Genomic DNA, 18,590 nt, shown 5'->3' on the forward strand with positions numbered 1-18,590 from the left:
CGCGTCTTCAGAGAGGCGGCCGGCGCGTCATCAGCGGGGCTGCCGGCGCGACCCGTGCGCGCGTCCTCAGAGGGGCGGCTGGGCCGGGGCGGGGCCGAGGGTCGTCGTGCCCGGGGCGGTGCGGTGGCCCAGGCCCGTGCGGTAGGCGTCCAGGGCCGCTTCCACCCGGCCGGTGCGCCGCAGCAGGTCGCCGAGCAGCCGGCACAGGTCCGCCAGGTCGCCCGCCGCGCCCGCCCGCTCCAGCAGGCTCATCGCCCGCACATAGTGCTCCTCGGCCGCCTCCGTGTCCCGGGTGTCCTCCGCGATGATCCCGAGCAGGCGGTGCGCCGCGGCCGCGTGGATGGCGCCCCGCTCGGAGTTCAGGTCGCCGAGCACCTGACGCAGCAGTTCGTCCGCCTCGTCCGACCTGCCGCGCCGGTGCAGAACGTCGGCCAGTTCCACCGCGACCTGGCTGGTGTAGAGCGCGGCCCGCTTCGCGGAGAGCATGGCCTGCGCCTCACGCAACTCACCCTCCGCACGCTCCAGTTCGCCGTTCTGGGCGTACAGATACCCGCGCATCCAGTGGCAGTTGGCGAGCTCCGTGCGGATCTGGAGCTGGCGGTAGAGCTCGGCGGCCTTGGCGAGGGAGGCGTCGGCCTCGGCGATCCGCCCCTCGGCGATCATCGTCCGCGCCACCGACCGGTGCATCCGCGCCACCAGCGCCGGGTCCTGGACCTGCGGCGCGAGGGCGAGCGCGAACTCGGCGGCCTGGGCGGCCCGGGCGTGCGCGCCCATGTCCATGTAGGGCGCTATGACTCCCGTGTACAGGAGGAGCAGCGCCTCGGGATCGTGCAGTCCCGTCCGGTTGAGCTCGTCGAGGGTGGACTCGAACAGGTAGCAGGCGTACCGGAGTTCACCGGCGAGGTAGTGGGAGACCGCCCGGCCCCGCACGGCGGGCACCCGCTGCGTGAGCGGCGCGTCCCCCATCCGCTGCTCCGACTCCTCGAAGCGCCGCTGCGCCGTCTCCAGATCCCCCGTGTCCAGGGCGCATTCGCCGAGTCCGAGGAGCGCCGCCGCCTGTTCGGCGACCAGCCCGTGGGCCTCCGCCTCCGCGAGCAGAACGGCGTAGGCCTCGGCGGCCACCTCGGCCTCCCCGGTGGACAGCGTGCGCTGCGCGTCCGTCATCCGCAGCCGCAGGTCGGTGGCGAGATGGGCGGGCCGCCCGGTCGCCAGCTCCTCGTACGCGACGCCGAGCCGGCCGGCTATGTGGCGCAGCGCGGGCTCGGAGGCCCGGACCCGGCCGGCCTCCAGCGTGGAGATGTACGCGGGCGTGTACACGGGCTCCGCCAGCTGTTTCTGCGTCAATCCACGTTCTGTACGCAGCCGTTGCACCCTGCGCCCGATGATCTCAGGGTCGTCCCGCTCCGCCATGGGTCAAGCATGCCATCTAGCCGAGTCGAGCCGGTCCGGCTTTTGACTACTGTCCAACTTCGGGACCCTCTTGCGATGTTCGCCCGGGAGCCTCTACGTTAAGCGCCGGATTAAGCATGCTTAATACGCCGCTGTTGTTGCGAGGTCACCGTGCTCCGACGTATTTCCGCGCGCTACTCCAGGGGGCTTCTCGCCGCCGTCATCGCGGTCGCCGCGCTGGTCACGGCGGCGAACGTCGGCCCCGCGAGAGCGGCCGACCAGGCCCCCGCGGCCCACACCGTCACGCACACGACCCGTCACCAGGGACTCTCGACGGGCCGGTGACGTCCTCTCCCGCGGGCGCCCGACACCGGCGATTCCCCCGTACGGCGAAAAAAGGGCGCCTACGCTGACCCGGTGACCTCTACCGCCGCTCGTACCGCGCTGGACCTCACCGCCGACCTCCCGGTCCCCGCCCTGGAGGACTTCTACCGGGATCTGCACCGGCATCCCGAACTGTCGCTGCGCGAACACCGTACGGCCGCCCTCCTCGCGGAGCGGCTGCGCGAGGCCGGGTACGACACGACCGAGGGCGTGGGCGGCACGGGTGTCGTCGGCGTCCTGCGCAACGGGGACGGGCCGACCGTCCTGCTGCGCGCCGACATGGACGCCCTGCCCGTCACCGAGGAGACCGGGCTGCCCTACGCCTCGGGGACCGCCGGGGTCATGCACGCCTGCGGCCACGATCTGCACGTCACCTGGCTCACCGGGGCGGCACGGGCGCTCGCCGCCGGACGGGACACCTGGTCCGGCACGCTGGTGCTGGTCGGGCAGCCCGCCGAGGAGACCGGCGAGGGCGCGGCCCGCATGGTCGCGGACGGTCTCCACGAACGCTTCCCCCGGGCCGACGTCCTGCTCGCCCAGCACGTGGCGCCCGGCCCCGCCGGGCTGTACGCGCACTCCCCCGGCCTGATCATGTCCGCCTCGACCGACATCGACATCGTCGTGCACGGCCGGGGCGGGCACGGTTCGCGGCCTGAGGCGACCGTCGACCCGGTGGTGACCGCCGCGTACATCGTGACGCGGCTCCAGACCGTCGTCAGCCGGGAGATCGCGGCCCGGGACTCCGCCGTGCTGACGGTGGGACGGATCGAGGCGGGCACCCGGCACAACATCATCCCGTCCGAGGCCCGGATCGCCCTGAACCTGCGGACGCAGTCGCTGGACGTGCGGGAACGGATGATCGCCGCCGTGCGGCGCGTGGCGGCGGGCGAGTGCGCGGCGGCCGGCTGCCCGGCCGAGCCCACGGTCACCGTCGGCAACGACTTCCCGATGACCGTCAACGACGCCGACACCGACCGCCGGATCGCCGCCGTGCACGGGGAGGTCTTCGGTGCCGGGACGATCCTCGACCCCGGTCCGGCCATGGGCAGCGAGGACTTCCCGCGGCTCGCGGACGGCCGCATCCCCTACTCCTACTGGTTCGTGACCAGCACGCCCGCCGACGTCTGGAACGCGGCCCCGGGCGCCGACGACCTCATGGTCCGGCTCGCGGCCGTGCCCAGCAACCACAGTCCGCACTTCGCCCCCGACCTGTCCACGGTCGCTCCGGGCGTACGGACCCTGGTGTCGGGAGCGCTCGCCTCGCTGGCGGCCGGGGCCTGAACTCCCGGGGCCGGGGCCGCTCAGGCCTGTGTCTGCAACTGGCTGAGCTGCCGCCGGACATGGTCCAGCGCGCCCTCCCGGCGTCCGGGCACGCGCTGTCTCAACCGGGCCAGTTCCGAACCGAGTTCGCGGGCCCGCGCCGGATCGGCGACACGGCCCCACTGGTGGTGGGCCCGGTCCACGGCCGACTCCACCTCCGGGGCGCCCGGCGCCTGCCCCGCGTCCAGCCGGGTCACGGCGAGGGCCAGCCAGCCGCGGCAGCTCCGCTCCGCGTCCCCCGCGAGCATCGCGAGGTCGGCCCGTACCTCCATCCAGTGCAGCACCTGCTCGGAGCCGCGCCCGTGTGTCCGCAGCGCCTCGCGCTCCCACCGCGCCACCAGCGCGAGGGCGTCCTCGTGACGGCCGTCGCGGACCGCCGCGGTGATCTCCCCGTGCGGATCGGGGGACGGCGCACCGGCCCGCCGCTCCGTCCGGCCGGGGACCGACACGGGTGGCACGGGCGGGGCGGGCGGGGTGGCCGGTGGAACCGGCGGGGGCGCGGGCGCGGCGGCGGGTGGAGCCTGCGAGGGGACGGGCGGGCGCGGCGAAGCGGTGACGGACGCGAACCCGGGCGGCGGAGCCGTGACCGTGGCGAACTCCGCCGGCGGAGCCGTGACCGTCGTGAACTCCGGTGCCGGAGGCCATGGTTGCCCGGCCCAGGACTGGCCGGGCGCGAGCACGAGGTCCGCCGCCCCGCGCCGGGCGCTCTCCTCGCCCGAAGCCCTCGTCAGCGCCTGCTGGTGGAGCTCGGCGGGGTGCGGCCGGTGACCGCTGCGGAGCAGGGTGGCGACGGCTCTCATGTACGCCGGCTGTGCCACCGTACGACGGGACGGCGGTGGGGCGACGCGGCCGTACAGCTCGGTCGAGCGGCCGGCCGTGAGGGGGCGCCCGGCGAGGAACTCCCAGGCGTCCGCGTCCGCGTGCAGGTCGACGAAGACGGTCGTCGAACCCGCTGGGCGCAGCCGCAGTTCGTCGGCGATCCAGCGCCAGGGGAAGGCCGTGTAGCGGACCGTCGCCGGCGTGGTGCGGGCCAGCGCGAGGTGCGGAAGCCGCTGGCGCCGGTCGAGTTGGAGCTGCCCCGTCAGGAACATGGTCAGCGGTCCGGGCGCCGTCGCCGCCGCGCGCAGCCGGGTCAGCACGGCCTGCGGCTCCAGCGGGTCGGCCAGTTCGACGACGTTCGCCGTGTCGGTTCCCGACAGCACCGGCGGGGCGACGGCCGCGAGCACGGGGAGCACGGAGGCCGCGTCCACCAGACACCCCTTGCCCACGGGTGAGGCGGCGAGGAGCAGCACGGTTCCGGGCACAGATTCTCTCCCCCATCGTTCGGACACCTCAGCACCGTAACGGCTGCGCCTGCAAAGAGGGGACGCGAAGAGACGAACGCCCCCGCCCGGCCCAGGGACCGGGAGTCCGGGTCCGGGGACCGGGAGTCCGGGTCCGGGGACCGGGAGTCCGGGTCCGGGGACCGGGAGTCCGGGTCCGGGGACCGGGAGTCCGGGTCCGGGGACCGCGGTGTCCGCGTCCGGGCCTCCCGGAGTCCGTGTCCGCGGCCCCGGCTACGTCCGCCGGCCGTCGGCCGCCCGGCGGCGCACGGCGAAGATCGTGGTGTCGTCGGCGAGCCGTCCGCCGCAGTGGTCCAGTGTGCCGTCGCGCACCCACCGGACGAGCCGGTGCGGGTCGGCGGTGCGCGGGTCCCGTGCCAGTGCCTTGGTGAGGGTGTCGCGGAGCGGGAAGAAGGTGCCCGCCGCGTCGCGGGCCTCGGTCACCCCGTCGGTGACCATGAGCAGCGTCTCCCCGGGGGCGAGCGCGACGCGGAGCGCGGGTGGCGGCGCGGAGGCCAGATCGCCCATGCCGAGCGGGAGTCCGTCGCCGGGAGGCAGGCTCCGCACCCCGTCCGCGGTGACCACGAGCGGCGGTTCGTGGCCGAAGTTGATGACCTCCACCGTGGCCGGGGTGTCCTCGCGGAAGGCGACCAGGACTCCGGTCGCGAAACGGTCGCCGTCCTCGCGGCCGAGCGCCACGCGGTAGCCGTTGTGCCGCAGCATCCGCACCTCCAGGCGACCGGCGACCGTGGTGAGCACCGGCTCGTGGTACGCCGCCTCGCGGAAGGTGCCGAGCAGCGAGGCCGCCGCCTCGACCGCCGCCAGTCCCTTCCCCTGGACGTCCCCGAGCAGCAGGCGGGTGCCGTGCCGGCCGGGCTGGATGTCGTAGAAGTCGCCGCCGACCCGGGCCTCGCTGTCGGCGGTGAGGTAGACGGCCGCGTGGTCGAGGCCGCCCCAGCCGGGGGGCATCGGGCGCAGCACGGTGCGGCGGGTCGTCTCGGCTACGTCCCGCATGTGCAGCATCTGGCGCTCGGCGCGCAGCCGCACGGAGCAGGCGAGGGCCGCGAGGGCGCTGCCGACCACGACGAGGAAGAAGTCGGGCAGGCCGTTCTGGTACCGGTGCGGCCACGACGCGTCGATGGCGCCGTAGGCGAGCAGCGACAGCACGCCGAGGACCAGCGTGCCCGGCACTCCGCAGATCGCCGCCGCGATGACCGGTACGAGCACGAGCCAGGAGATGATCCGGAACCGGCCGGAGGTACTGGCGTCGAGCAGCGCGATGCCCAGGAGCAGCAGCAGCGGGGGCAGCCAGGCCACACTGCGCCCGTGCACCTTCAGCGGCTGCGACCGGGGGAAGGAGTACGGCCGCCCGGTGCGGGGCCGCAGGGCGTGCCGAAGCCGGTCGCGGACGGATCTCCGGGCGGCCACCTCCCCGTACCGCCTCCGTCTCGTGTTCTCAGTAGGCGACGGACATACGGCCGTGCGGGTGGACGGGCATCTCGAGCTGGTCCACGAAGGCCATCGCGTAGTCCTCGGCGCTGATGCGGCTCTGGCCGCCCGCGTCGGTGAGCATGCGGTCGCCGCCGATCCTGAACTCGCCCGTGCGTTCGCCGGGGGCGATCTCGGCGGCGGGCGAGATGTAGGTCCAGTCGAGGTCGTCGACGTCGCTGCGCAGGTAGGTGAGGGCGTCGCGATGGGCGAGCGCCTCGGGCAGGTAGGCCTCGGGGAAGTCCGGCTGGTCGCAGGCGGCCTCGCCGGGCGCGACCTCCAGGGTGCCCGCCCCGCCGACGATCACGAGCCGGTGCACCCCGGCCGAGCGGACACCCTCCACCAGGGAATGGTTGAGGGCCAGGAAGGGTTCGCGGGGGTCCGAGCCGTCCCGGGGCGGGACGCACGCCGACCCCACCGCATCCGCGCCGGCCACCAGCTCGGCGACCTTCGCCGCGTCCGAGGCGTCCGCCGCCGTCGCGGCGACCCCGGGGACCGGGGACTGCCCGGAGCGGCTGACCGCGACGACCTGGTGTCCGCGCGCCGACGCCTCCGTGGCGATACGGCTGCCGACCATGCCGGTGGCACCGAAGAGTACGAGCTTCATGCACCTCAGCGAAGCACGCGACCATGATCACCGCATCCCGGCGAAACGGGGGAAAGGGGTGCCGTGGGGGATGCGGGTGGGGCGTTGTGGGGGTGCGGGCGGGGGCGCTCCGGGGGCGCCGGGAGAGGGTTCCGCCCCGAGTTGCCAGGGGCTTCGGAGAGGTGTGACCTGGAAGGCGGGGGCGAGCAGAGAGGAGTCCTTCCATGGCTCAAGCCGCACCCGTGTCAGGGACACCAGGTACATCCGGATCGTCCGACGTCTTCGGGGCACAGACCCACACGATCGCGCAGTGGGCCGTACCCGTCGCCGGCGGACTCGTCTACGGCTACTGGGCCGCCGCCATCAACCGGGACGCCGGCGCCATCACGGGCTGGAACGTGCTGTTCGGCTTCGTGTGCGCCATCGCGTTCGCGGCGGCCTACGTGGCCGCGCGGACGGTGGCTCCGCTGATGCGGCGCGAGACGCACGCGCTGGTGTGGGCCGTGTTCGCGGGCTGCGCGTTCGGTTTCCTGTACAGCCAGACCGACGCGACCGTTCTGCGGTCCGTGTTCATGTCGCTGCCGGTGGCGGTGGGCGTGTACGCGGTGGCCTTCTACCGCTACTACACGCACGAGGACGCGGAGGGAAGGGCGAGCAAGTAGGCGCGGACAGCGAGCACATGAGGCCCCGGCGCAGTGCCGGGGCCTCATGCGTCTCCCTCACTCACCTACTCACCTGCCACCTGGGACCCAGTCCCAGGAGTTCGAGGAGGAGCCGGAGACGGTCCAGCTCCACGCGCTGGAGACGGTGAAGGTCCAGGAGCCGGAGGCGCTCACGCTCCAGCCGGGGTCGGCGCCGGGGTTCCGGTCGTTGTCCCAGTGCGCGTTGTGCCAGGTCCCGTCCTTCTGGTCGGGGCACGGGTCCGAGCAACTCGGCACCCACTGGCCGTTGGTGGAGACGAACGCCGCGCTGGCCCAGGCATGGGCGCCCACGAGCCAGTACCAGACGGTGGTGCCGGACACGCTCTGCCCGTTCACCGCGCACTGCACGCCGTCCTGGCTGCCCGAGGGAAGCGATCCGACGACGGGCGAGTCGGTGCTGGGCTGAAGCCGCAGGTTCATCTCACCGCTGGAGATGACGGTGCCCCGCACGGGACTTCCGGAGCCGTCGCCGGTGTGCGCCGACTCGGTCGCCGCCATGGTGGGACCGGCGGCCAGGGCGGTCAGTACACCGCCGCTGAGCAGGGCCGCGGCAAGAATCCGCGGAGCTGGGGTGGTGCGCATATCGGCCTCCTTCTCCCCAGATCCAGGAAACACCCGTTCGGGTGAGGGCTCCACCCGAACGCCCAGAACCCTTGGGGCCCATGGGATGCGGGACTCCGATGCGCGGGAGCTCCCCGTACGGCTTGTCATATGCGCCCATTTGCAGGCGGCCCGGTCGCGTACGGGGTCCGGGAGGCCTTGCCTGAAGACGTGTCCCCTCGTGTCCGGAGCGCCCTGTCGGCCGTGCTGATCGCGCTCGCCTGCATCCTCGCGCCGCTCGGCGCGCTCTCGGCGTGGGCGACGTACGGCCTCGGCGACTCCGAGCGGTACGAGGCCACCATGGCACCCCTCGCCGCCGACGAGGACGTCCGGGACGCGATCGCGGCCGGCGTCACCGACGACATCCTGCGCGAGGTCCACGTACGGCCCCGGCTCCAGGGGCCGGTGAACCACTTCGTGCGGGACGCCGTGCGCTCGTTCACCGAGACCGAGGCGTACCGCACGGCGTGGGAGACCGCCAACCTGGCCGCGCACGACGCCGTGATGCGGGCGCTGCGCGAGGACCACGAGGGTGCGGTGACCGTCGATCTCGCGCCCGTCACCGAGCAGGTCAAACGCCGGCTCGCCGACGACCACATGCCGTTGGCCGCCCGGATCCCGGTCGAGCACACCGAGATCACCGTGCTCGCGGCCGAGGACCTGGCCCGGCTCCGGAAGGGATTCCACGTGCTCGAAGTCGCCGGATTCTGGCTGCCGTCGGCGTCGGTCGTCTTCGCGGCGACCGGCATCGTCGTCGCCGTGCGCCGCCGCCGGGCGGTCCTCGCGACGGGCCTCGGCACCGCTCTGGGCGCCGCGCTGCTCGGTGCCGCGATCGTCGTGGGCCGTCGGCTCACCCTCGCCGACCTGCCGCCCGACGTGTCACGCACCGCCGCGGGCGCGGTCTACGACGCCCTCACCGAGACCCTCCGATTCGTGAGCTGGCTGTTGCTGGCCGTGGGTCTGACGGTGGCTCTGACCGCCGCGCTCGCCCGCGCGTACGCCCGCCGGCGACGGCCGGCCGAGGCCCCCGCGCAGAGTCCGGCGGACCAGTCGACCCACGTGGGAGCCTGACCGCGCCCCACGCGGAACCTGACCGCGCGCCACGTGAAGCCCGATCACGCCCCACGCGGAACCTGACCGCGCGCCACGGGGGAGCCGGACCGCGCGCCCGCGCGGCGAAGCCGCCCTCCACCGGCGTCACCGTCCCCGGGGCCGCTCCGGGGAAACCGCCATACTTGGGGCATGTCCCGCGAGTTCCCCATCGGCCTCACCCCTCCCGACTGGCTGGTCAGGAACCTCCGGCCGCAGCGGGCTCCCGTCAACCGGGCCGCCGCCGCCCGCGCCGGCGTCGCCCTGGCGCTCCCCCTCGCCGTCGGCCTCGCCTGCGGACAGCCCGCGTACGGCGCCCTCGCCTCCATGGGCGCGCTGTCCGGGGTCATCGGCGACACCGCCGACGCGTACCGCATGCGGATCTTCAACATCGCCGTCCCCCAGCTCTTCGGCGCCATCGGCGTCACGATCGGCGCGGCGGTCTACGGGCAGGGCTGGACCGCCGTCGTGACGCTGACCGTGGTCGCGCTGGTCTCCGGGATGATCTCGTCGATCGGCGCCGTCGCCTCCGTCACCGGACTGCTGCTGCTCCTCAACTGCGTGATCGGTGCCGGACTTCCGCTGCCCGGCGCCTGGTGGCTCGCCCCGCTGCTGATGGCAGGCGGCGGACTCCTCGTCCTCGCGCTGACCCTGCTCGCCTGGCCGCTGCGCTCGGGGGTGCCGGAGCGGTCCGCCGTCGCGGACACCTACCGCGCAGTCGCCGACCTGCTCGCCGCGAGCGGCAGCGACGACTACGGCCGTCTCCGCCTCGCCGTCACCCAGTCCCTCAACGAGTCGTACGACGTCGTACTCGCCCGGCGCGCCTTCCACCACGGCCGCAGCCCCGACCTCGTCCGGCTGCTCGCCCAGCTCAACGCCGTCACCCCCGTCGTCGAGGCCGCGCCAGCCGCCCACCAGCGGGGCCGGCCGCTGGCCGCCGCGATCCCCGCCACCGTGAGCCTGCTCGCCGACACCGTCGAGACCGGCGGCACCGACCCCCTCGAACTGCGGCTGCCCGTCCCGGCCGACGAGACCGCGCGCGCCGTCGACCACGCCCTGCGGCACGCCGCCCGTGTGGTGACCGACCGGTCCCCGGACCCGGGCGCCCTCGACGACCGCCTCGGCCGGCCCGCCGCGCTGCGTGTCCGCGCCGCCCGCGCCGCCCGCAATGTCCTGCTGTCGGGGGCTTCCTGGCGCTACGGCACCCGCCTCGCCCTGTGCATCGGCCTCGCCCAGGTGCTCGTCTCGACCGTCGAAGTGCCGCGCTCCTACTGGGTCGCGCTCACCATCACCTTCGTCATGAAGCCCGACTACGGCTCCGTCTTCTCCCGGGCCCTGCTGCGCGCCCTCGGCACGGTCGCGGGCCTCGTCGTCGCGGCGACCGTGCTGACGCTGGTGCCGCGCGGCTGGTGGGACGTACCCGTGCTGATGGTGCTCGGCGCGCTCATCCCGGCCCTGACCCCGCGCGGCTACGGCTACCAGACCGCCGCCATCACCCCGGTGATCCTGCTGCTGTCCGACATCCTCAACCACCTGGGAACCGGGCTCATCGTCCCCCGCCTGGTCGACTCCCTGATCGGCTGCGGCATCGCCCTGGTGGCCGGATATCTGTTCTGGCCGGAGAGCTGGCACGCCCGGGTCGGCGACCGGCTCGCGGACGCGGTCGCCGACACCGCCGGCTATGTCGAGCTGGCCTTCGGGGATGCCGCGGAGCCCGCGGCCCGAGCCCGGAGCAGGCGCCGGCTGTATCACGACCTGTCCTCCATCCGTACGGAGTTCCAGCGCGCGCTGACCGAACCGCCGCCGAACGGGCGCCGTGCCGCGGCCTGGATGCCGCTCGTCGTCGCCGTCGAGCGGATCGTGGACGCCACGACCGCCGCCCGGGTCCGGGTCCGACAGGGTGCGGCCGAACCGTCCGCCGCCGAGATCTCCACCATCGTCCGCCAGCTCCGGGAGCTGTCCGAGGGTCTGCGCGAGACGGATGTGCTCTTCGCCGTCCGTTCGGATCTCACCGGGCCCGCGGGCAGCGTCCTCGAACCGGTGCGGCAGGAGGTCGCGGCGGCCAGGGCGATCACCTCACCGCATTGACACGGGAGGCGTCGGCACCGACTATTCGGCCATCGTCCCGGCTCCACGCGCGGGACGGACGGAATTCGGAATTCCGACAAATCACCATGGTAGGAAAGTGAACCCGTGGGCGCTGTAAGGGGGTTGACGCGACGGTTGTCCGGAGCGCCGCCCCTGCCGAAGATCACCATCTGTGGCCGCTAACCTTACGTGTCCGTCCTGGCCAGGGATTGACGGGATCAACTCACGCGAAGGGTTGCGCACATGGGCATTCTCACTCTCCTGCGGAATGCGTTCGGCCGCTCACGCAAGGGTCGTGACGCTGACGCGGAGACCTCGCGAGAGGCCACGTCGACCGCGACGGTCCCGGCTCCCGCCGCGGAGCCGACACATTCCCCCGAGGCCGACCCGGCCTCCACATCGGCACCGGAGGCCGAGCCGAGAATCCCGGCGCCCGCCTCCGAGCCCGAACCCTCGGTGGTCGACGAACTGGTGTCGGCCGCCTTCGACAACGTAACGGTCCCCAAGCAGGCGCCTCCGGCGGAACCCACCAGCCAGGAAACCCCGGCCCCCGAGGCAGAGGCCCCCGCGGAGCAGGAGGCCGAGCCGGTCACCGAATCCGAGGCCGAGCCGACCGCCGAAGCCGAGCCCGAGGCGGAGCCGGTCACGGAGACCGAGGCCGCCCCCGAGCCCGCCGCAGAGACTGAAGCCGCCCCCGAGGCCGAGGTCACGCCCGAAGCCGAGCCGACCGCCGAGGTCGAGGTCACGCCCGAGGCGGAGCCGGTCACCGAGGCCGAGACCGTGCCCGCAGCGGAGGCGGAGGCCACCCCCGAGGCGGAGACCGAGCCGGTCGCGGAGACCGAGGTCGCCCCCGAGGCGGCACCGGTCGCAGAGGCGGAGCCGGTGGCCGAGCCCGTCGTCGAGGCGGAGCCGGTCGTCGAGGTCGTGCAGGTGGACGATCCCGCGGTCGCCGACGGCGGCGAGGCCCCACAGGAGGCACCCGCAGCCGACGACGAAAGCGGCACGGGTGGTGCGGGTGGGAACGACCGCGCCGAAGGCGAAGCCGAGGCGGAAGCCACGAACGAGCCCGAGCCGATCACCGAGGCCGAGGCGGAGCCGGTAACCGAGGCGGAGCCGGTGGCTGAGGCCGAGGTCGAGCCGCCGGTGACCGAGGCGGAGCCGGTGGCCGAGGTCGAGGAGGAGCCGGTCACCGCGGCGGAGCCGGACGCGCTCGGCCACGTCAGGGCCGAGGCCCCGGCCCTGGTGACGGCGTACCAGGAGGCCGGCACCGCCCTCCAGAAGCACGACCTCACCGGCAAGCACGCCAAGGTCTACCTGGTCCTCGACCGCTCCTCGTCCATGCGCGCCTACTACAAGGACGGCTCCGCCCAGGCCCTCGGCGAGCAGGCCCTTGCCCTCGCCGCCCACCTGGACCCGGACGCGACGGTCCACGTCGTCTTCTTCTCCACCGAGCTGGACGGCACCGGCACCCTCACGCTCGCCGAGCACGAGAACAAGGTCGACGACCTGCACGCCGGCCTCGGCCGCATGGGCCGTACGAGCTACCACGTCGCCGTGGAGGAAGTGGTCACCCACCACCAGCGGTCCGGCTCCACCGACCCGGCCCTGGTGATCTTCCAGACGGACGGCGCCCCGGACGCCAAGACCCCCGCCACCCAGTCCCTCACGGACGCGGCGAAGGACCACCCGAACGTCTTCTTCTCGTTCGTCGCCTTCGGCGAGCACGACAACAAGGCCTTCGACTACCTGCGCAAGCTGAAGACCGGGAACACGGCCTTCTTCCACGCGGGTCCGGCCCCCCGCGAGCTGACCGACGTCGAGGTCTACGACGGCGTGCTGGAGAACTGGCGCCCGTAACCCGTCCGAGCAGCACCCCGGCCGCCCCCTTCCCACGCCTTAAAACGGGAAGCGGGCGGCCCACCCATGTCGGCTACGATTTCAAGGTTCACCGACGACGACCCGGCCCCCGGAAACGGGACGCGATCGTCGCCCCACGCAGCGACCTGGGAGCAGCCCGCGATGGCTCGACACCTCATCACCAGCGCCCTTCCGTACATCAACGGGATCAAGCACCTGGGCAACATGGTGGGGTCCATGCTCCCGGCGGACGTGTACTCCCGGTACCTCCGCCAGCGCGGCCAGGACGTCCTGTACATCTGCGCGACGGACGAGCACGGCACCCCCGCCGAGCTGGCGGCCAAGGAGCGCGGCCTGCCGGTCGACGAGTTCTGCGCGCAGGCGCACGACGCGCAGAAGGCCGTGTACGACGGCTTCGAGCTGGCCTTCGACTACTTCGGCCGCAGCTCCAGCCCGGAGAACCGCGACATCACCCAGCACTTCGCGCGCCGCCTGAACGAGAACGGCTTCATCGAGGAGCGCGCGATCCGTCAGGTGTACTCGCCGACGGACGGCCGGTTCCTCCCCGACCGTTACGTCGAGGGCACCTGCCCGCACTGCGGTTACGACAAGGCCCGCGGCGACCAGTGCGAGAACTGCACGCGCGTCCTCGACCCCACGGACCTGATCGACCCGCGTTCGGCGATCTCCGGATCGACGGACCTGGAGGTCCGTGAGACGAAGCACCTGTTCCTCCTCCAGTCGAAGCTCCAGCACGAGGTCGAGGAGTGGGTGGCCCGCCACGAGTCGGAGTGGCCGCAGCTCGCCTCCTCCATCGCCCGCAAGTGGCTGACCGAGGGCCTGCACGACCGCGCGATCACCCGTGACCTGGACTGGGGTGTCCCGGTCCCGGCCGACACGTGGCCGGAGCTGGCGGCCGAGGGCAAGGTCTTCTACGTCTGGTTCGACGCCCCGATCGAGTACATCGGCGCGACGAAGGAGTGGTCCGACCAGGACAAGGAGAACCGCGACTGGAAGTCCTGGTGGTACGACGCGGACTCCGGCGAGAACCCGGTCCGCTACACGCAGTTCATGGCGAAGGACAACGTGCCGTTCCACACCGTGATGTTCCCGGCCACCGAGCTGGGCGTGCGCGAGCCGTGGAAGAAGGTCGACTACGTCAAGGCCTTCAACTGGCTGACGTACTACGGCGGGAAGTTCTCCACGTCCCAGAAGCGCGGTGTCTTCACGGACCAGGCGCTGGACATCCTGCCCGCCGACTACTGGCGCTACTTCCTCATCGCCAACGCCCCCGAGTCGGACGACTCGTCGTTCACCTGGGAGCACTTCACGGCCACGGTGAACAAGGACCTGGCCGACACCCTCGGCAACTTCGTCAACCGCGTGCTGTCGTTCTCCAAGAAGCGCTTCGGCGAGGAGGTCCCGGCGGGTGCGGAGGCCGACGAGGCCGAGGCGAAGCTGGGCACCGAGATCGCGGGCCTGCTCGCGGAGTACGAGGCCCAGATGGAGGCCCTCCAGTTCCGCAAGGCGGCCGCCGCGCTGCGCGCCCTGTGGTCCGCGGGCAACTCCTACCTGGAGGAGAAGGCCCCCTGGCTGGAGATCAAGACCAGCCCGGAGGGCGCGGCCCTGACGCTGCGCACGGCGATGAACCTGATCCACCTGTACTCGGTGGTCTCGGAGCCCTTCATCCCGGCGTCCGCCCGCGCGATGCGCTCGGCCTTCGCGCTCGCGGAGGACACGGCGACCTGGGTGAGCGCCGACGAGGCCCGCGCCCTGTCCTTCCTCCCCGCCGGCACCCCCTTCACCGTTCCCCCGGTCCTCTTCGCCAAGATCACGGACGAGGACCTGGAGTCGTACAAGGAGCGCTTCGGCGGCGCGCAGGGCTGAGCGAGCCCCCGCGCGCGGCGGCCCACCCGCCCGTCAAGGGCGGTAAAAGGGCTGGTAAAGTCCGCTCACTTGGCGAGGGCGAGCGCCCTCGCGGGGAGGGACTTCGCACGTGGGCAGACACGCCCCGAGACGGCGCGGCCTTACCGCCGCCGTCTCCTCCTTCGCGGTCGCCCTGGCGGCCGCGACCATCGCCGTTCTGCCGCAGAGCGGCGCCTCGGCGGACCCGGCCGCACCGGCCGGGTCCACCCCCGAGATCACCCTGGCCGACCCCGCCGGCACCCAACCGCGCGCCGACCGCCCGCTGGTGGCCGGCGCGAGCGGCTTCCTGCACCGGCAGACCGGGATCACCGGGCTGCTGTGGACGGACTACGCCGCCGGTACGAGCACGCTCGTCCGGACCGCCGACGGCGTGTACGCGCCCACGGGTGTCTGCGCGACTCTCGGCTCGTCGACCTGCCCCACCGCCTGGTACGGCAGCGACGCCGACCTGGTCGCGCTGCCGTCGTCCGGTTCCGTCGCCCTGTGGGACCCGGCGACCCGGACGACGACGTCGTTCGCCTCGGACGAGGCGTACCGGGGGCTCGCCGGGCGGACGGTCCTCACCGAGTGGTCGGTGCACGACCTCGTCGACGGCGCCTGGCGCTCCCGCGCCATCTCGCCCGACAGCATGCGGATCACCTCGGGCGCGGTCACGGCCGCCGACGCGCACGGCGTGCTGTTCAAGGTCGACAGCAACCTGTACTACCTCGACCTCGCGACGGCCACCGCCACCAGGGCCTTCTCCGGCGTGGACGCACGGCCGAACACCGTCCTCGGTGACGACCGGATCGGCTGGTACGACTCGGCCAGCGGCGACCTGCGCGTCAAGCCCCGCACCGACCCCGGCGCCGAGGCGCAGGTGATCGACCTGCCCGCGCCCGGTGTCCAGCTCGACGGCGCCCCGGTGCTCTCCGGCGACTGGCTGCTGCTCCCGCTGCACACCGGTACCGGCACCAGCGAGCTGCGGGCCGCCTCCCTGAAGGACGGCTCCTCGCAGACCCTGGCGGCCAAGGCGGGGGCGTACGTCCTCCGCGCGTCCGGCGGCAGCGCGCTCGTCACCGGCGGCACCGGGGCGAGCGACTGGTGGGTGCGGCGCTTCACCGAGGCCGCGGACGGCACACCCGGCCTGGAGCAGGTGGCTCAGGTCCCGGCGACGGAGAACGCCAAGACCGGTCTCGCGCTCAGCCGGGGCGCCCTGCGCGTGGCCGAGGAAGACCCGAACAGCATCATGGACACCACCTCGCTGCGCACGCTCGCCGTGGCCGTCGGGCAGTTCACCGCCTCCGCGCCGGAGGCCGGGGACAGGGTGCTCACCCGCTGCCCGTACCCGGCCACGGCCTGCTCGATGCTCTGGGGCAGCCTCGCCGACGGCTCGCGGGACGCCTTCCTCGGCACCACCGGCACCGGCCTGAGCGGCAAGGACCGGCTGGTCGCCATCGACGACGGCTCGTCGGACTGGACCCTTGAGTTCGGCACCACGGGCGGCCACATCGTCGACGTCTCGGACAACTACGCGGTCTACGACTCCGGGGGTGCCTCCCCCGAGCAGTACATCGGCGAGTTCGGCCAGGGCCAAAAGCTGAAGCGCTCCGTGCGCGCCGCCGCCCTCAACGGCTCCACCCTGTGGAGCGCCTCCACCACGGGCAAGCTCACCTCGTACAGCCTGACCGAGGACAAGACCCTCGCGACGGTGACGGTTCCGGGCATGTCCTGTGTGCCGGACGAGCTCCAGGCAGCGGGCCGCTGGGTGTACTGGACGTGCGGCGACGGCTCGGCCGGTGTGTACGACACCAAGGCCGCCTCCTCCCGCGCGGTGAGCGGCGGCGACGTACTGCTCGGGGACGGCTTCACCGTCCGCCACGACCGCGCCGCCGGCACCCTGGTGCTGACCGACGTGGCGACCGGCACCGGCCGCGTGCTCGCCACCGACATCGCCGACACGGGCCTCGCCATGGACCGCCGCTTCAAGTGGACCGTCGACGAGTACACGGGCATGGTGGCCTGGACCGACCTGTACGAGCGGACGCACATCGCCAGGACCGGCGTCACGCCGTCGGCCGTGACGGCCTTCAAGACCGAGGCGACGGACTACGCCGACCCCAAGATGCCCTTCCAGGGCTCCTGGCTGCTCTCCCGCCCCGTCACTTCCTGGTCGGTCACCTTCGCCTCCGTCCAGAGCGGCGCGAAGGGCAGGGTCACCCGCACGGTCACCGGGGGCGCTTCCACCGTCTCGGTGGGGACGGACTGGTCCGGCACGACGGTCGACAACGCCCGCTTCCCCAACGGGGAGTTCACCTGGACCCTCAAGGCCACCGGCATAGACACCGCCTCGGCGGTCACCGTGGCGACCGGCAAGGGCTTCCTCCTGAGCGGCGCGCCCGTACGGCACGACTTCTCCAGCCCGGACGGACCCGACGGCCGCGGCGACCTCCTCACCCTGAACTCGTCCGGCGGCCTGACCTTCCAGTCGGGCACCGGCACCGGGAAGTTCGGCGAGAAGATCAGCGGTACCGGCTGGGCCACCAGCATCAAGGCCGTGCCGTTCGGCGACCTCAATGGCGACCGCTGCAACGACGTCCTCGTCCGGCTGAGCAGCGGCGCCCTGCGGGCGTACAAGCCGCGCTGCGGCGCGGCCCTCACCCCGAAGACGTCGTACACCACCCTCGCGAGCAGCGGCTGGACGCAGTACGACGTCCTGACCTCGCCCGGCGACGTGAGCGGCGACGGCCGGCCCGACCTGATCGCGCGCGTCGCGTCCACCGGAACCGTCTACCTCTACAAGGGGACGAGCACGGGCACCCTGTCGGCCCGCGTGAAGCTCTACGACGCCTGGAAGGGCTACAAGAAGATCGTCGGGGCCGGTGACCTCAACGGTGACGGCATCGGCGACCTGCTCGCCCAGGACACGTCCAACACCCTCTACCGCTACGACGGCAAGGGGAACGGAACCTTCGCCGCCCGGGTGAAGGTGTTCTCCGACTGGGGCGGCTCCTACAACGCCGTCGTCGTCGTCGGTGACATCACCGACGACGGCAGGGCCGACCTGGTCTCCCGGGACACCGGCGGCAACCTGTACCGCAACAACGGGGACGGCAAGGGCTCGTTCGGCTCCCGCACGAAAATAGCCACCGGCTGGAGCGGATACCGCTCCGTCTCCTGACGGCTCCCCGCCTGGGAAAGGGGGCACGGACGACCCGTCCCGTGCCCCCTTTTCGTCGCCCAGGACCAGGTGAGAGCCCGGTCAGGACCCGGCAAAGAGCCGGGAAAGCCACCCTTCCTCCAATGCCGCCGATCCGTAATGGACCCCGGCGCCACAAGGTGTCCGGCCACCCGTATGGTTTCCGCCATGGCAGTCCCCGAGGTCATTCCGATCGCCTACGAACCGAAGCACCGCACCGAGACCATCGGCCGGTACGCGGACGGTCAGTTCCTGGCGTCGATCACGTACGCCTTCCCCGAAGGGTTCCGTCCCGACGACGGCTGGGAAGAGCACAAACGTCTGTACACCGTGCTCCACACCTTCGACGCCGAAGGTCATTACCGGGACTCGGAGATCTGGTGCGCCGGCACCTGGGCCGAACAGCACGGAGCGCCGTACGGCGAGTTCTCGGTGCTCTCCCGAGCCCGTGTCCACCTGGCGAAGCTGCTCCGCAGTCTGCCCCGGCGCTCGTACACGGACATCGCGATACGGCCGTTCCAGATCACCGTCGACGGCGTCCGGTTCGGTCTGAAGACGGGCGTGGACGACGGCGAGGGCTGGGCCGAGCTGTACCCGGACGGCCTCGGCTTCTCCGAACCGTGGAACGGCACGTACGACACCTGAGCACGTCCCCCCCTTCA

General features: G+C 72.8%; 14 protein-coding genes. 9 read left to right on the forward strand and 5 right to left on the reverse strand.

Annotated elements, in window-relative coordinates:
* Positions 1-66: 66 nt before the first annotated feature.
* Positions 67-1,410 carry a tetratricopeptide repeat protein gene (locus ACIQ7M_RS36130; protein ID WP_403652166.1) on the reverse strand — a complete coding sequence of 448 codons (1,344 nt, stop codon included), beginning with the start codon at positions 1,408-1,410 and terminating at the stop codon, positions 67-69.
* Positions 1,411-1,560: 150 nt separating this feature from the next.
* On the opposite strand from ACIQ7M_RS36130, the gene ACIQ7M_RS36135 reads away from it, so the two are divergent.
* Both ACIQ7M_RS36135 and ACIQ7M_RS36140 read left to right on the forward strand, forming a co-directional pair.
* Positions 1,561-1,734 carry a hypothetical protein gene (locus ACIQ7M_RS36135; protein WP_403652169.1) on the forward strand — a complete coding sequence of 58 codons (174 nt, stop codon included), beginning with the start codon at positions 1,561-1,563 and terminating at the stop codon, positions 1,732-1,734.
* A gap of 72 nt (positions 1,735-1,806) precedes the next feature.
* Complete coding sequence (locus ACIQ7M_RS36140; protein WP_355768405.1) at positions 1,807-3,054, forward strand: amidohydrolase; 1,248 nt, start codon at positions 1,807-1,809, stop codon at positions 3,052-3,054.
* Positions 3,055-3,074: 20 nt separating this feature from the next.
* On the opposite strand, the gene ACIQ7M_RS36145 is transcribed toward ACIQ7M_RS36140, so the two are convergent.
* From ACIQ7M_RS36145 to ACIQ7M_RS36155, 3 genes are all read right to left on the reverse strand, one after another.
* Complete coding sequence (locus tag ACIQ7M_RS36145; RefSeq protein WP_403652172.1) at positions 3,075-4,397, reverse strand: hypothetical protein; 1,323 nt, start codon at positions 4,395-4,397, stop codon at positions 3,075-3,077.
* A 252-nt stretch (positions 4,398-4,649) separates the two neighbouring features.
* On the reverse strand, positions 4,650-5,801 hold the full coding sequence (locus tag ACIQ7M_RS36150; protein ID WP_403652344.1) for a PP2C family protein-serine/threonine phosphatase: 1,152 nt from the start codon (positions 5,799-5,801) through the stop codon (positions 4,650-4,652).
* Positions 5,802-5,871: 70 nt separating this feature from the next.
* A complete protein-coding gene (locus ACIQ7M_RS36155; RefSeq protein ID WP_355768400.1) occupies positions 5,872-6,510 on the reverse strand; it encodes an NAD(P)H-binding protein in 639 nt (212 codons plus the stop codon).
* 203 nt (positions 6,511-6,713) lie between these two features.
* Here ACIQ7M_RS36155 and ACIQ7M_RS36160 point away from each other — a divergent pair, with 203 nt between their 5' ends.
* Entirely contained in the window at positions 6,714-7,151 is a 438-nt protein-coding gene (locus ACIQ7M_RS36160; RefSeq protein WP_355768398.1) for a hypothetical protein, read from the forward strand.
* 69 nt (positions 7,152-7,220) lie between these two features.
* Here the strand turns inward: ACIQ7M_RS36160 and ACIQ7M_RS36165 are convergent, their stop codons facing one another.
* Positions 7,221-7,772, reverse strand: a complete 552-nt coding sequence (locus ACIQ7M_RS36165; protein ID WP_355768395.1) for an SH3 domain-containing protein — start codon at positions 7,770-7,772, stop codon at positions 7,221-7,223.
* Between the two features lie 189 nt (positions 7,773-7,961).
* Between ACIQ7M_RS36165 and ACIQ7M_RS36170 the strand changes: the two genes are divergently transcribed.
* From ACIQ7M_RS36170 to ACIQ7M_RS36195, 6 genes are all read left to right on the forward strand, one after another.
* Positions 7,962-8,861, forward strand: a complete 900-nt coding sequence (locus ACIQ7M_RS36170) for a hypothetical protein (protein ID WP_403652176.1) — start codon at positions 7,962-7,964, stop codon at positions 8,859-8,861.
* Between the two features lie 171 nt (positions 8,862-9,032).
* On the forward strand, positions 9,033-10,967 hold the full coding sequence (locus ACIQ7M_RS36175; RefSeq protein ID WP_403652180.1) for an FUSC family protein: 1,935 nt from the start codon (positions 9,033-9,035) through the stop codon (positions 10,965-10,967).
* A gap of 243 nt (positions 10,968-11,210) precedes the next feature.
* A complete protein-coding gene (locus ACIQ7M_RS36180; RefSeq protein WP_403652183.1) occupies positions 11,211-12,824 on the forward strand; it encodes a VWA domain-containing protein in 1,614 nt (537 codons plus the stop codon).
* Positions 12,825-12,986: 162 nt separating this feature from the next.
* On the forward strand, positions 12,987-14,711 hold the full coding sequence (metG, locus tag ACIQ7M_RS36185) for a methionine--tRNA ligase (protein ID WP_403652186.1): 1,725 nt from the start codon (positions 12,987-12,989) through the stop codon (positions 14,709-14,711).
* A 109-nt stretch (positions 14,712-14,820) separates the two neighbouring features.
* Positions 14,821-17,910 carry an FG-GAP repeat domain-containing protein gene (locus tag ACIQ7M_RS36190; RefSeq protein WP_403652189.1) on the forward strand — a complete coding sequence of 1,030 codons (3,090 nt, stop codon included), beginning with the start codon at positions 14,821-14,823 and terminating at the stop codon, positions 17,908-17,910.
* A gap of 186 nt (positions 17,911-18,096) precedes the next feature.
* Positions 18,097-18,573, forward strand: a complete 477-nt coding sequence (locus tag ACIQ7M_RS36195; protein WP_403652192.1) for a hypothetical protein — start codon at positions 18,097-18,099, stop codon at positions 18,571-18,573.
* The last annotated feature ends 17 nt before the right edge of the window (positions 18,574-18,590 follow it).

It is taken from the genome of Streptomyces sp. NPDC096324 (assembly GCF_044763015.1).
Classification (GTDB): Bacteria; Actinomycetota; Actinomycetes; order Streptomycetales; family Streptomycetaceae; genus Streptomyces.

Bases quoted from the DNA above. Each gene is read 5' to 3' on its own strand.
- ACIQ7M_RS36165 (WP_355768395.1), bottom strand. From the start codon at position 7,772: ATGCGCACCACCCCAGCTCCGCGGATTCTTGCCGCGGCCCTGCTCAGC.
- ACIQ7M_RS36155 (WP_355768400.1), bottom strand. From the start codon at position 6,510: ATGAAGCTCGTACTCTTCGGTGCCACCGGCATGGTCGGCAGCCGTATC.
- ACIQ7M_RS36180 (WP_403652183.1), top strand. From the start codon at position 11,211: ATGGGCATTCTCACTCTCCTGCGGAATGCGTTCGGCCGCTCACGCAAG.
- ACIQ7M_RS36130 (WP_403652166.1), bottom strand. From the start codon at position 1,410: ATGGCGGAGCGGGACGACCCTGAGATCATCGGGCGCAGGGTGCAACGG.
- metG (WP_403652186.1), top strand. From the start codon at position 12,987: ATGGCTCGACACCTCATCACCAGCGCCCTTCCGTACATCAACGGGATC.
- ACIQ7M_RS36160 (WP_355768398.1), top strand. From the start codon at position 6,714: ATGGCTCAAGCCGCACCCGTGTCAGGGACACCAGGTACATCCGGATCG.
- ACIQ7M_RS36195 (WP_403652192.1), top strand. From the start codon at position 18,097: ATGGCAGTCCCCGAGGTCATTCCGATCGCCTACGAACCGAAGCACCGC.
- ACIQ7M_RS36175 (WP_403652180.1), top strand. From the start codon at position 9,033: ATGTCCCGCGAGTTCCCCATCGGCCTCACCCCTCCCGACTGGCTGGTC.